Source organism: Mycobacterium sp. IS-3022 (genome assembly GCF_001500065.1).
Taxonomy (GTDB): Bacteria; Actinomycetota; Actinomycetes; order Mycobacteriales; family Mycobacteriaceae; genus Mycobacterium.
This window is the reverse complement of the sequence record NZ_LQIN01000034.1, coordinates 40219-52916: the sequence shown is the minus strand read 5'-3', so window position 1 is coordinate 52916 and position 12698 is coordinate 40219. Positions and strand designations below refer to the sequence as shown.

The window sequence follows — 12698 nt, the reverse complement described above, 5'->3', positions numbered from 1 at the left end:
CCCATGCCGATCTTCCACGACGAGTCCGGACGAGCAGCCAGCCCAACGAAACTGCGGCTGCGGGGCCTGGTCGTGTTCGCCGCCCTGGCCGTGGCCACCACGCTGCTGGTCCAGCTCGCCTCTGGGAAGTACGAGCCCGCGTTCAACCTCACCGTTGTCGCCAACTCGATCGGTGAGGGCCTCACGCCCGGCGCAGAGGTGAAATTCCGGGGCCTCACAATCGGTTCGGTGAAGAAGCTGGAGGCGATCGGCTACAACAGGCAGAAGCTGACCCTCGTGCTCGACCCACGACAGGCCGCCGCGTTGAAATCGGATACCGGAGCCCAATTCACCTCATCGAACGTATTCGGCACGGCCGCAGTCGAACTCGTGAGTAGCGGACGCGGTGGTCGGCTCGCACCCGGTCGGACCTTGATGATCGGCGACAACGCGCGGTCCTCGTCGATCACCGGGCTGCTGCGCGAGGGGACCAAGCTCACATCGGTGCTGGATTCACCCGCGGTCGACCGGATCATCGAGACGCTGCGCAAGCACGCCGACCTCGTCGAACCTTCCGCTCGGTCCGTTTTCGACACCGCCAAGATCCTCGTCGACGCACAGACCGTACCGATCTCACAGTCGCTGTCGGTCATCGCGTCGTTCGTCAACGGCGTCAACGACTTGGTTCCGCTCGCCGGGCTGCTGAACCAGCTCCTGGACGAGTTGACGTTCCTTGTCCAGCCGGGGGGCACCGACCGGACGAACACGATCCTCGTTCAGGTCAGTGGCCTGTTGAACTTCGTCGCCGATCTGTTCAACAAGAACAATCACTGGGTCGTACCGATGGCCAACGGCATCGTCAACGTCGCCGCACCTACCACCTACGCGCTGGGCAGCCTGGCACCGGCCTACGATCGCCTATCGGGGCTGATCGACCGGACCAGTGCAGCTTTCCCCATCATCGACGGCAAGGTCCGGCTGCGCATCGATGTGCTCCTGGACGCGATGCCCGGCCTGGCCGCTGCCCTGCCCGCCGAGCAGCCAGCACCACCGACACCTGTGGCGCCGGGGGGCTGACGGTGAACAAGACCGCACGATCCGCGCTCGCGTTGACAGTGTTTGCCGCGATCGCCTTGGTGTGCGCGCTCATCGTCGTCACCGCGCTGCGCAACCCCGTCGAGGGCGCGGAGTCCACCTACACCGCGACATTCAGCGACGTATCCGGCCTCTACGTCGGCGACGACGTCCGGATCTCCGGCGTCCAGGTCGGCAAGGTCAAGACCATCCGACTGAACGGCCGCAACGCCGACGTGGAGTTCACTGTGGTGGCCAGTCAACCCGTGTACAGCGAGACCGTAGCTGCCGTCCGCTACCAGAACCTCGTCGGGCAGCGGTATCTGGAACTGGCCCAACCCGATGCCCCGGGCGCCCTGCTACCGGCGGGCTCCACCATCCCGATCGGCTCGACAATCCCGTCGTTCGATGTGGCCAAGCTGTTCAACGGTTTTCGGCCCATCTTCCGTACCTTGGACCCGGCAGAGTTCAACCAGCTCGGTGAGAACCTGCTGCGGCTCATCCAAGGCGACGAATCCGGTATCGGGCCCGTACTGCGCGACCTCGATGAGGTCTCCAAATTCGCCGCCGATCGCCAAGCGGTCTTCATCACCCTGATCCGCAATCTCGGAGAAATCTCGGTCGACCTCGGCGGCAAATCGAAGCAACTGTTCGACCTGATCACGACGCTCAACGGTGTTCTGATCCGACTGACGGCCAAGGCCGAGGGATTCCGTCAAGGCATCGACGAAGCGGTGCCGACACTGCGCAACGTGATCCAGATTCTGCAATACACCGAGCGCACGTTCGACGGTATGACCGTCCCGTTCTACGACCTGACCGCTCGGATGTTCCCCCAGACGCCGACCATCATCGCCGGGCTGTCGCTGGTGCCGTCCCTGATTCAGGGCCTGCGCAACCAACTCATCGAAGACAGGCCCGCTGTACCGCGTTTCACGTGTTCCAACGGCGAGGTGACCTTGCCAGGCATCGGCATCGTCTCCTTCGCCGAACAAAACCTGGTGGTGTGCCGATGAGGCTCTTCCGCCGCAACCGCCCCGCCCTGCTCGACGAGCACGCCGCCGGCGCCCGCAGCCGTCGGATCGGTGTCATCGGCAGCCTCCTCATCGCGGTGTCGCTGGTCGCAGCCGGTGCGCTCTATGTCAACCCCCTCGGGCAGCGCAGCTATACCGCGCACTTTGAAAGCTCGGGTGGGGCGCGGCCCGGCGACGAGATCCGCATCGCGGGAATACCCGTCGGCAAGGTCACCTCAATCGGTCTGGACGGCACCGTGGTCAAGATGACCTTCGAAGTGACGAAGTCACTCGTGATCGGCTCGGACTCCACGCTGGAGGTCAAGCTACTCACTCCGCTGGGCGGGCATTACGTGGCGCTCGACCCCAAGGGTATTCATCCGTTGGGCGACAAGGTGATTCCTCCGCAACAGACGGCGACCCCGTTCGAGATCAACGACATCATCCAGGAGGCGACACCCCTGATTCAGGAGGTCGACGGTGACGTCATCCACGACACGTTCAGCGAGGTCGCCAACGCGGCGAACAAGTACCCCGACGCGTTGCGGGATGTCCTCCAGACCGCGAACACCCTGACGACGTCGCTGAGCCAGGTCACCGCGGATTACCACCGCGGACTCGACTTCCTCAACGAGTACTCCAGCGCTTTCGTCGCCGGCCGACAACAACTGGTCGTCATGGCGCAGCAGTTCGCGCTCGTGGGCGCCCGACTCACCACGAAGTCCGTAGAGATCGTCGAATTCTTCAGCCTGCTATCCGAACTCGCGCGCCTCGTCGACCGGTTGATGGTGTTCTACCACGATGAGGTCGCGCCGGTGGCCCACGGCATCGACGACATTTTCGACACGCTGTTCAGCCATCCCGAACGGATCGGCGAAGCCGCCGACGGCCTGGGCCAGATTCTGCGGATCGTGGTTCCGATGCTCAGCGGCAACGGCGTCGTGATCGACGAGAGCGACCGGCTCATGCCTGGCGAGGACGTGTGCATTCCCAACATCACCAGGCAGTGCTGAGATGAGGCCCCTACACTTTCTCCGCGACAGGTTCCGTGCCAAGTTCGTGGGCGTTGCGACCACCGCGATCGTGTTGACGGTGGTCGCCGCCGCGGTCGTCGGCGCGAAGACGTTGCTGCCGAAGATCGATGGCGTCCGTGCGATGTGCGCCGAGTTCACCGACGCGGCGGGTCTGTACACCGGCAACAAGGTGCAATTGCTCGGGATTGAAGTCGGCGAGGTCACGGCGATCACCAACGAGCCCGACCACGTCCGGGTCGACTTCACCGTCCGCAAGGATCTCGACCTGCCCGCCGACGTCGGGGCAGTCACCTACGGCGACTCGATCGTGACCGACCGCCACGTCGAGCTGACCAAGCCCTACGCCGGTGGACCCAAGTTCACCGGGCCGCAATGTATTGCGATCAAGTCCACGAAGACCCCGATCGGGATCAGCGAATCCTTCGCAGCGATCGGCGATCTCGCCGATGCCATCCTGGGCCGCGAGGCAGGCCAAGATCCGTTCAGCGCGCCTGGCGTGGCCGCGATCAACGACAGCCTGGCCGCGGCCAGCCGATCCTTGGACGGCACAGGTGTCACCATCAAGCAGACGCTGCAGAATCTCGTCGCGATGGTCGGTGATCCCTACAAGGCCGACGCCGACTACCGGCAGTTGCTGGAGAACAGCGAGATCTTCACCTCGGGTTGGCTGCGGCACTGGGACACATTCGCGGTCGTGATCAAGACACTGCCTGATACGGCCCTGTTGATAGAGAACCTCTCCGACCACTTCGCAACGGCGTTGAGCAGGCTCGTGCATCTGCTCCCGATATTGAAGGACACCCTCGACCGGTTCGCTCCGCGGGTCTACCACAACATCTCAGACAAGCTAATCCCCTGGGTCACTGACCTCCTCAACGCCTACACCCCTCACATACTCGGGTTCCTCAACTCGCTTCCGCAGTTCACCAATTGGCTTTCCGACATCTACGAGCCCACATGGGGCACCCACAACGTCACGTATTACCCACCGCGCGTCGCGATCTCACCGACTCAGGCAAGCGCCATCTGCACCGAACTGCGGGCCCGCAACACACCGGGAGCCAATTCCGCATGCGCACCCGGGACGGCGTCGGACCCCGTCACTCTCGGTCTCACCAACCTCATCCTGGGCGGAGCCCTCGGATGACCGCCGCACGCCTTTGTGTCCCGGTGATCACCGCGCTGGCTCTGGCGCTGACACCCGCGTGCTCACTCGATCCGACCGACCTGCCCGTGCCGGGCTCGTACGTGCCGGGTGACGCGTACCGGATCAAGATTGAGTTCTCCAGCGTGCTGAATCTGCCTGCGAAGGCGAAGGTGGATTCGGGCGGAGTGCAGGTCGGCGTGCTCGATCACGTGGCGCTTGACGGCAGCACCGCGGTGGCCAGCGTCGACATCTCATCGGATGTCCGGCTGCCTCAGAACACCCGCGCTGAACTGCGCCAAGCGACGGTGCTCGGAGACATCTACATCGCGCTGCTGACACCGGACCATCCATCGCCGACCACGCTTCACGATGGCGACGCGATCCCGTTGAGCAACACCGCCCCCGCTGACAACGTCGAGGATGTCCTGCGGTCCGTGTCCGACCTCGCGTCCGGTGGCGGACTGAACACCTTGCAGGACACGGTGATCAAGCTCAACAACGCCTTCCCGAGCGACCCCGCCGAGATCACCGAAGTTCAGCAGAAGGTTGCGGGAACGCTGAACGACCTCGCGGCAAATCGGGACACCATCAACGAGATCCTGGCAAGCGCCAGGAACATCAGCAACAGCTTGGTGGAAAATACCCACACCTTCGACCGACTCGTTACCGAAGGCCCCGACAAGCTCATCGGACTCGGCAGCGTCACGCTGAACATCGTGCAGCTTGTGATAGACGCAGGCAAGCTGGCCCGCAACATCTCTCCGGCAATCGATCCGAACACCGCCGAGATACTTCAGGTGATCTCGCATGCAACACCTTTCATCGGCACGGTCGCCACTGCCGACACCACGATTCCGACGATCATGGACAAGACGGTCGACCTCATCCGCGACAAGCTCATCGGCTTCTTCCGTAAGGGCGGGCCGCGTTACACCGTGACCGGACTGCACAATCCGGACGGGTCGATCGGCCTGGATCCGGCGGCCCGCGCCGACGAGGTGATCACCAGGATGCAGACGATGGGGCTACTCGCGCCATGAAGTTCAACGCAGGAGCGACGCTGGTGATCCTCGCAATCATCACGTTGATCGGCGCCGGCTACATGTCCCTCGGGGTGCTCGATATGGGTCCGACGAAGCAGGTCACCCGGATACAGTTGATGCTCGAAGCTTCCGGCGGCCTGCTCTCGACATCCGATGTCACGATGCGCGGCATCAAGGTCGGACGGGTCACCGGCATCCAGGCCACCCCTGCCGGTTTGGCGGTGGCTATTGATCTCGACAGCGAACATCCGGTCCCCGTCGACAGCCCGATCAGCGTCGAAGCCCTCTCCGTGGCCGGTGAACAGTACATCGACTTCAAACCGGAAGTCATTGCGCCGCCCTACTTGTCGGACGGTGCGGTGATACCTGCCGACCGGGTGACAAGCGCCGTCACGGTGAGCGACATCCTCGCCCGCGGTAACGCGTTGTTCTCGGCGCTGAATCATGAGGACTTGCGCACCGTGGTGACCAATCTCGCGGAGGCGATCACCGGCAACGACGAGACCCTCGATTCGTTGGCGACGACGGCAGGTCTCTACGCCCGAATGGTGCAGGAGAACAAGCAACTGCTCAACACGCTCTTCGGCAACCTGTCCACACTTACCACCGGGATGGGCGACCTGAAGGTGGGCGCGGTCTTCTCCGAGACCGGCCATATCCTGCCCAGCGCGGTTCCCGAATTCGTCCGTCTGATCCGCGAATTCGACAGCCTGTCGCAGCTGGGCACCGACATGTTCGGCGACGACGGAGCCATCGAATCCCTCGTCGACAAGATCAGCCAATACATCGAACTGCTCGCCGGGCCCTTGAGTACCTTCGCCACCGTTCTCGAACCGGCGACGGCACCCATCCGCGATGTCGAAATCGACGCCGGACATTGGCTCGACTTCTGGAAGTCCACGTTCAACGACGAAGGCGCCATGCGTCTTCAACTTCTCGTTCCAGAATGGCCACAGCCGTAAGGGGGCATCATGACAATCAGAACAACGAGTGAGGCGGACATGGCAGACAGCTCCGAAGACGACGTCGACGAAGGCGCCACGGTCGAGGAGGAGAGCACCGCCAAGGAGACGCACGACAAGGTAGACAAGGTCGCCGAGAAGCCCGCGCCCGTCGACGAAGGTCACAAGCCGGCGTCCTCCCGCCGGAATCCCTGGCAATGGGTTGCCGCTGTGTTGCTCATCGTTCTCATCGGCGTCGGTGTGTTCGGTTATCTCCAGTACAAGAACGCCGCGGACCAGCTCTCGGCGATGCGTCAGGAAGAGGCCAACCGCGCGGCCGCCGCACAGCTGGCGAAGGACTACGCGCTCAAATCGTTGACGTATTCGTTCAAAGACCCCGACGCGTTCTTCCGATCGGTCGAGGAGGGCGTGTCCGACGCGCTGAAGGACAAGTACATCAATGCCGAAGACTTGCTGAAGGGCGTGATGCTTCAGGCGCAGGTCACCTCGACCGGTGAAGTGCTGGCGACGGAGGTGACCCCACAGCCCGGGGATGTCTACCAAGTGGTGGTGTCGGCCAGCCAGACCACCAGGAATTTGCAGAATCCGGAGCCTCGGGTGTCGATAGTTCTCTTGCAGATCACCGTCAACAAGGCGGGTGACACGTGGCAGGTTTCCGACATCGGCCCCAAGACCGGGAGCAAGGCCGCCAACGCCGATCAGGTGCTGCCCAGTCAACCGGGTCCTCCAGCTGAGCCCGGCCCGACTCCCGGCCGACCGACTCCCCCGCGGTAGCACGATGTTTCGCGCGCTGGTCGGAACGACGGCGGTAACCGCGGCGGTGATCGTCTGCTGCCCGCCGGTTAGCGCGGACGACACCTTGCCTCGTTGCGCTCACCACAAGACGATGATCAACCCCGCCGAACCGATGGGGCACGAGGACTGCCGGCTCATTTCCACGGATCGGAGGGGTTTGGCGTTCGACGTGACCTACTGGAGTACCGGCGGCCCCTCGGCGCCACCGTTGGCGGTGAAGATCGAGGTCACCGACGGGTCCGGCACCGTCACTCAGACCATCAACGAGGTCACCGAGCCCTCCGACCCGGCGCCGGTCGGCCTGGAGGATCTCGACGGCGACGGCCGCGAGGAAATTATAGTGCCCATCGCTCGCCGGTCGTACAACAGTGGCTCGAACACCCGGTTTTCCGTGTGGCGCGCAGAGGGGGACCGGGCGTATTTCGAACGAACTCAGATGGAGGGGCAAGCCGTCTACCCCAGCGGCGACGGCTACGTCGTCACCAATTGGGGCGCATTGACCAGCCGCGATCTCACCTTCTACGTGCCTACCGGCGCCGGGTTCACCGTCGCGGTCACGTTGACCCTTCAGGCCGAGGACATCGACCTCCACACCGGGGAGGTGCGCACGGTGAGCTGCCGTACGCACCAACAAGAGGGTCTGGGCATGATCCGTATGGACATCGAGAGAGCCCAGGACGTCTTCTGCGCGTCACCGGCAGCGATGGCGATATGGCCGGACGCGCAACGGGTTTCGGCCGCCCCTTGGCGCCCGCAGTAGCACACGTCACTACCCTAGGGCGACCTTCCTGGCGGCGATCCGACCGATACCCGGGGCCAGCCTGTGCGCCAGGTACTGTAGCCGCGCTTCGGGCGTCACCGGGACGACGGACTTGTTCTTGCGCACCGCCGCGACGATCTGTTTGGCGACCTTGTCGGGACCGTAGCGGCGGAGTCGATACGCGCGATCGACCGTCGCAAGCTTCTTTTCGGCCTCCGGCTCGGAGAGGCCCGACACCACTGAACTGCGAACGATGTTGGTGTGCACGATGCCTGGGCAAATCGCGCTGACGCCGATACCTGCGGACGCCAACTCGGCGCGTAGGCAGTCGGAGAACATGAATACCGCGGACTTACTGGTCGAGTAAGCGGTGAAGCCCTGCTGCGGTGTGTAGGCGGCCATGCTGGACAGGTTCACGATGTGCCCGCCGAGACCGCGGCTGACCATCTTCGGCCCGAACGCGCGGCAGCCGTTGACAACGCCATACAGGTTGACGTCGAGCACGCGCTTGAACTCGTCGGACGTCGTCGCCAAGAACCGACCGGCCTGGCCCACGCCGGCGTTGTTGACCAGCACGTCGGGTACTCCGTGCGCGGCCACTACCTGCTCGGCATGAGCGACGACCGCCGCCTCGTCGGAGACGTCCAGTTGATAGGCGTGGGCGTCAGCGCCGAGCTCGCCGATCAGCGCGGCCGTCTCCTTCGCCGATGCCAGGTTGACGTCCGAGACGACGACCTCGGCACCGTCGCGGGCGAAGGCAATGGCGGTCTCTCGGCCGATGCCACTGCCTGCACCGGTGATCACCACGAGTTGGTCATCGAACGGCCTTCGCTTCCTGCCCATCTCGGCTCGGCGCAGCCCCCGCGTCGGAGGCAGCCCGGAGACCGCGTCGATCAATTCGGTCGTCGCGGTCGCCAACAGCTCGGGGTGCGAAAACGGCAACCAGTGCCCGCCGCGCACCACCCGCTGCCAAACCGCGGGAGCCCACTTGAGTTCGTCGGAGTAACTGGCCGCGCGGACTGCGGGATCATTCGTCCCGACGATCACCTGCACCGGAACTTGGGTGAACTGCTCCCGCGGTTTGAGGGCGGACAAGATGTTGGCCCGGTAAATGCGCAACCCGTTGCCGATGTCCCGGTCGAAGGTGGGGCCTAGCGAGATCTGGTTTGCGTCGGCCCCCTCGACGCGGGAAAGCCCTGTGCGCCAACGCTCGGCGGTCATTGTCATCCGGAAGAACGCATTCGGGACGAGCGGCAATGCGAAGTACGCCATGTAGAGAAGCGAAGCCACCTGAGCTAGCACATGTGCGACATTCTTTGGCGTCGGCCGAGACAGTCGGTGCCGCGCCCACATCGTCAGGTGCGCGGCGTTGGGGCCCGCAACCGACGTGAAAGAGGCGATCTTGTGCTGCGCGGTCGGATCGCACACGGCCTCCCACATCGCGACGCTGCCCCAGTCGTGGGCGAGCACGTGGACCGGTTTGCCGTCGCCGACTGCATCGATGACGGCGAGGTAGTCGCTGGCGAGGGCTGCCAGCTTGAACTCTCGATAGCTCTTCGGGTTCGACGACTGCCCATGTCCGCGGTTGTCGACGGTCACCACGTGGAACCGATCGATCAGATGTGGCGTGACGGAGTTCCACATGTCGTGCGAGTCCGGCCATCCGTGCAATAACAGCACTGTCTCGCCGGCCCGATTGCCTTGCTCGTAAACGGCGATGTCGATGTCGCCGTTGCGCACCACGCGGTAGGTGACCCGTGGTCCCACGGAGGCCTCTTTCTCGTGACCGCCCACAAGATCCGATACCGATTCCATCGCGATCCCCTATGCCTTGGCCGCCACGGCCACAATGTAATCCGAGAAGTGTGCGCTCAGCCGAAAACCCAAGGGCGTGAACGAATAACGGACGACAGGGTTCACATGCCGCATGTCGGCGTCGCGCAATCTCTTCGTCAGGAACCTGCCCAGCGGGGCATAGACGTCATCGGTGATGGGTCGTGTCTGCACATCCACAAAACCCATGCACTGCAGGAGATCGCAATACCCGGCAAGGTCGGCCGCCGCCGCGACCGCCCATCGGGGCGCACCCCGCCAGCCGCGACGCGCAACCTCGCGGCGGGCCGGCGCTGTCAGTGGTGTGCGCGTGGGCACGATGTCGGCCGTCACCAGAAGGCCGCCGGGCTGTAGCACCCGCAGCGCCTCGGCGAAGAAATCCACTCGCGACGGGAAGTGGAAGGCGGATTCCAGCGCCACCACCTTGGTGCTCGATTCGTCCTCGAACGGCAGATCGGTCGCGGAGGCGTTGACGTAGCCGATCCTGTCCGCCAACCCCGCTTCGGCCACCCGCCGCGTCGCGATTGCGACCTGTTCGGCAGCGACGTTTACTCCGGTGATGTGTTCGGGGCCGAACTCGTTGATCCACAACATGTCTTGGTCGCCGTAACCGCAGCCGCAGTCCACGATCGTGTCAGATGGGTTGAAGTTGGCGTCGCGCGCGAGCAACCGAGCCAAGTCGCGACTCGCTTCGTCCAGGGTCGCCGGACCGTTCTTCCAATAGCCGAAGTTGATGAACAGCGATTCCTCGCCGTACAGATTCTGAGTGCCGACGATGTCGTAGATCTGACCGGCCTTCGGGCCGCCCGACGACGACAAAGAAACGGCCGCCATCTGTCGCCATTCGTCGGCCCATCGCCCGAGCCGAGCGCCGAGGGATTCATCCCGGGTGTTGCGCGGAATCGTCGTCACGTGCTGTTTCCCATCTGCGAGCGGGCCAACATGCATTACCCATACAGATAGTACTAGATACCTGAGGTACCGGATACCCCTCGTCTAGATCCACTTTTGCGCACGCGAGATCCGGTGTAGTTGGTCGCGCTCACCGCTGCCAACTACACCGAAATCCGAGGGCGGCTAGCCCTCGAGCTTGTAGCCGAGGCCGCGGACGGTGACCAGGTGCACCGGGTTCGCGGGGTCCGCCTCGATCTTCGACCGCAACCTCTTGACATGCACATCAAGGGTTTTGGTGTCGCCGACGTAGTCGGCGCCCCACACCCGGTCGATGAGCTGGCCGCGGGTCAGCACCCGGCCGCTGTTGCGCATCAGATATTCGAGCAGATCGAACTCCTTGAGCGGCAACGTGATCGGCTCCCCGTTCACCGACACCACGTGACGCTCGACGTCCATCCGGACGGGCCCGGCCTCTAGGACGCTGTCGCTGAGGCCGATGTCGTCGTTGTCGGCGCCGCGCCGCAGCACCGCACGGATACGGGCGATGAGCTCGCGCGCCGAGTAGGGCTTGGTGACATAGTCGTCGGCGCCGAGCTCCAGTCCGACCACCTTGTCTATCTCGCTGTCGCGGGCGGTCACCATGATCACCGGAACACTTGAGCGCGAACGTAATTGCTTACACACGTCCGTCCCGCTCATACCGGGCAGCATCAAGTCGAGCAGCACGATGTCGGCGCCGGCGCGTTCGAACTCGGCGAGGGCGGTCGGCCCGTCGGTGACGACGGTGGCCTCGAACCCCTCCTTGCGAAGCAGAAAGGCCAGGGGATCGGCCAAGGACTCCTCGTCCTCCACGATCAGCACACTGGTCATTGGTCTCGCTGGTCCTCTCGTTCGTCCGATTCATGATCGGGGTAGGCCGGAATCGACAGTGTGAACGTCGATCCCGTACCCGGCTGACTCCACAGCCGGATGCTTCCGTTGTGGTTGGCCGCGACATGCTTGACGATCGCCAACCCCAACCCGGTGCCGCCGGTGGCCCGGGAGCGCGCCTTGTCGACGCGGAAGAATCGCTCGAACACCCGCTCCTGGTCCTCTCGGGCGATGCCGATACCGCGGTCGGTGACCGCGATCTCGATGGTGTCTCCGCGCCGCCTGCGGCTGATCGAGACCGACGACCCGTGCGGCGAGTAGGCGATCGCATTGGACACCAGGTTCGCGATCGCGGTCACCAGCAGCGACTGGTCGCCCAGCGCGCGGAAACCGGTCGGCGCGTCGGTGGTGATCCTGATGTCGGCGTTGTCGGCGGGCACCTTGTGGCGGGACAACGCCTCGGCAACCACGGTGTCGACGTCGACGGCGTCCAGGGCCGGCAGGGCCTCGGCACCCTGCAGACGGGACAGCTCGATCAACTCGCCGACCATGTTGGCCAGCCGGTTGGACTCGGCGACCATCTTCTCGGCGAACCGGCGCACGGTCGCGGGGTCGTCGGCCGACGCGAGCAGCGCCTCGGCCAGCACGCCCATCGCGCCGACCGGGGTCTTGAGCTCGTGGCTGACGTTGGCCACGAAGTCGCGGCGGGTGGCTTCCATCCGGGCGTGCTCGGACTGGTCGTCGACGTAGACGACCGCGAACCGGCGATCCTGTTCGGTCAGCAGCCGAACGTGGCCACGCACCGAGAGCCCGGACCGGCCGGGGTTGGCCCGCTTGTTCCCCGCGAGGTCGACTTCGGTGGGCTCGCCGGTGGACAGCGTGCGTTCAGCCGCGCGCCAGGCCCGCTCGTCGAGCAGCCGGTCTCGGACCAGGCCCAGCTCCCGGGCTCGGTCGTTGGCGTACACGACGTCACGGAAGTGGTCGACCACCACGATTCCCGTGGGTGACCGCGAAGCGATGTGGGAGAGCATCTGCGAGACGGTGATGCCGGCCTGCGCGCTGGCCCGACGCTGCCGACGTTCCCTCAGGCGGGGCGCCAGCCCCGCTCCGAGGGCCACACCGGTCACCAGAGCGAGCAGTGCGACCACCGCTGCGAGCAGCAGTGCCGAAACGACACTCACGCGGAAATCGTACGCACCCGGTGAACGTCATCCCAGCAGCGTGCGGCCGAATCGGGACAAGTCACACAAGGAAAGAAGGAAATTCGGGCCCCGGCCTTCGTCTGTTAACCCGT

At 64.4% G+C, this 12698-nt stretch carries 12 protein-coding genes; 8 read left to right on the top strand and 4 right to left on the bottom strand.

The genetic code is table 11. From position 1 onward, the window contains the following. Positions 1-3: 3 nt before the first annotated feature. The 8 genes from AU188_RS17325 to AU188_RS17290 are packed head-to-tail and all read left to right on the top strand — an operon-like array spanning position 4 to position 7807. Positions 4-1056, top strand: coding sequence for an MlaD family protein (locus AU188_RS17325; RefSeq protein ID WP_059164918.1), 1053 nt, complete (start codon positions 4-6; stop codon positions 1054-1056). A 2-nt stretch (positions 1057-1058) separates the two neighbouring features. Then, positions 1059-2069, top strand: coding sequence for an MlaD family protein (locus AU188_RS17320; RefSeq protein ID WP_059099161.1), 1011 nt, complete (start codon positions 1059-1061; stop codon positions 2067-2069). After that, positions 2066-3079: an MlaD family protein gene (locus tag AU188_RS17315; protein ID WP_059165025.1), complete on the top strand. Its 1014-nt coding sequence runs from the start codon at positions 2066-2068 to the stop codon at positions 3077-3079. The genes AU188_RS17320 and AU188_RS17315 overlap by 4 nt, the downstream gene beginning before the upstream one ends. 1 nt (position 3080) lies before the next feature. After that, positions 3081-4247 carry an MlaD family protein gene (locus tag AU188_RS17310; RefSeq protein ID WP_059164917.1) on the top strand — a complete coding sequence of 389 codons (1167 nt, stop codon included), beginning with the start codon at positions 3081-3083 and terminating at the stop codon, positions 4245-4247. Next, a complete protein-coding gene (locus AU188_RS17305) occupies positions 4244-5287 on the top strand; it encodes an MlaD family protein (protein ID WP_059164916.1) in 1044 nt (347 codons plus the stop codon). Before AU188_RS17310 ends, AU188_RS17305 begins: the two co-directional genes overlap by 4 nt. After that, positions 5284-6252: an MlaD family protein gene (locus tag AU188_RS17300; protein WP_059164915.1), complete on the top strand. Its 969-nt coding sequence runs from the start codon at positions 5284-5286 to the stop codon at positions 6250-6252. The genes AU188_RS17305 and AU188_RS17300 overlap by 4 nt, the downstream gene beginning before the upstream one ends. Positions 6253-6291: 39 nt before the next feature. Then, complete coding sequence (locus tag AU188_RS17295) at positions 6292-7026, top strand: PsbP-related protein (protein ID WP_082686677.1); 735 nt, start codon at positions 6292-6294, stop codon at positions 7024-7026. Positions 7027-7030: 4 nt separating this feature from the next. Continuing rightward, positions 7031-7807: a hypothetical protein gene (locus AU188_RS17290; protein ID WP_059164913.1), complete on the top strand. Its 777-nt coding sequence runs from the start codon at positions 7031-7033 to the stop codon at positions 7805-7807. Between the two features lie 9 nt (positions 7808-7816). Here AU188_RS17290 and AU188_RS17285 read toward each other — a convergent pair whose 3' ends face one another. The 4 genes from AU188_RS17285 to AU188_RS17270 form a co-directional block, all read right to left on the bottom strand. After that, the gene (locus AU188_RS17285) at positions 7817-9622 is read right to left on the bottom strand and encodes an SDR family oxidoreductase (RefSeq protein WP_059164912.1); all 1806 of its coding nucleotides are present in this window, start codon (positions 9620-9622) and stop codon (positions 7817-7819) included. Positions 9623-9631: 9 nt separating this feature from the next. Next, complete coding sequence (locus AU188_RS17280; RefSeq protein WP_059164911.1) at positions 9632-10588, bottom strand: SAM-dependent methyltransferase; 957 nt, start codon at positions 10586-10588, stop codon at positions 9632-9634. Between the two features lie 129 nt (positions 10589-10717). Beyond that, complete coding sequence (gene regX / locus AU188_RS17275; protein WP_059099169.1) at positions 10718-11404, bottom strand: two-component sensory transduction protein RegX; 687 nt, start codon at positions 11402-11404, stop codon at positions 10718-10720. Further along, positions 11401-12585, bottom strand: a complete 1185-nt coding sequence (locus AU188_RS17270) for a sensor histidine kinase (protein WP_059164910.1) — start codon at positions 12583-12585, stop codon at positions 11401-11403. Before AU188_RS17270 ends, regX begins: the two co-directional genes overlap by 4 nt. Between the last annotated feature and the right edge of the window lie 113 nt (positions 12586-12698).

Coding starts and splice junctions, on each gene's coding strand:
- AU188_RS17290 (WP_059164913.1), top strand. CDS start 7,031: ATGTTTCGCGCGCTGGTCGGAACGACGGCGGTAACCGCGGCGGTGATC.
- AU188_RS17315 (WP_059165025.1), top strand. CDS start 2,066: ATGAGGCTCTTCCGCCGCAACCGCCCCGCCCTGCTCGACGAGCACGCC.
- AU188_RS17280 (WP_059164911.1), bottom strand. CDS start 10,588: ATGCATGTTGGCCCGCTCGCAGATGGGAAACAGCACGTGACGACGATT.
- AU188_RS17305 (WP_059164916.1), top strand. CDS start 4,244: ATGACCGCCGCACGCCTTTGTGTCCCGGTGATCACCGCGCTGGCTCTG.
- regX (WP_059099169.1), bottom strand. CDS start 11,404: ATGACCAGTGTGCTGATCGTGGAGGACGAGGAGTCCTTGGCCGATCCC.
- AU188_RS17300 (WP_059164915.1), top strand. CDS start 5,284: ATGAAGTTCAACGCAGGAGCGACGCTGGTGATCCTCGCAATCATCACG.
- AU188_RS17295 (WP_082686677.1), top strand. CDS start 6,292: ATGGCAGACAGCTCCGAAGACGACGTCGACGAAGGCGCCACGGTCGAG.
- AU188_RS17285 (WP_059164912.1), bottom strand. CDS start 9,622: ATGGAATCGGTATCGGATCTTGTGGGCGGTCACGAGAAAGAGGCCTCC.
- AU188_RS17325 (WP_059164918.1), top strand. CDS start 4: ATGCCGATCTTCCACGACGAGTCCGGACGAGCAGCCAGCCCAACGAAA.
- AU188_RS17310 (WP_059164917.1), top strand. CDS start 3,081: ATGAGGCCCCTACACTTTCTCCGCGACAGGTTCCGTGCCAAGTTCGTG.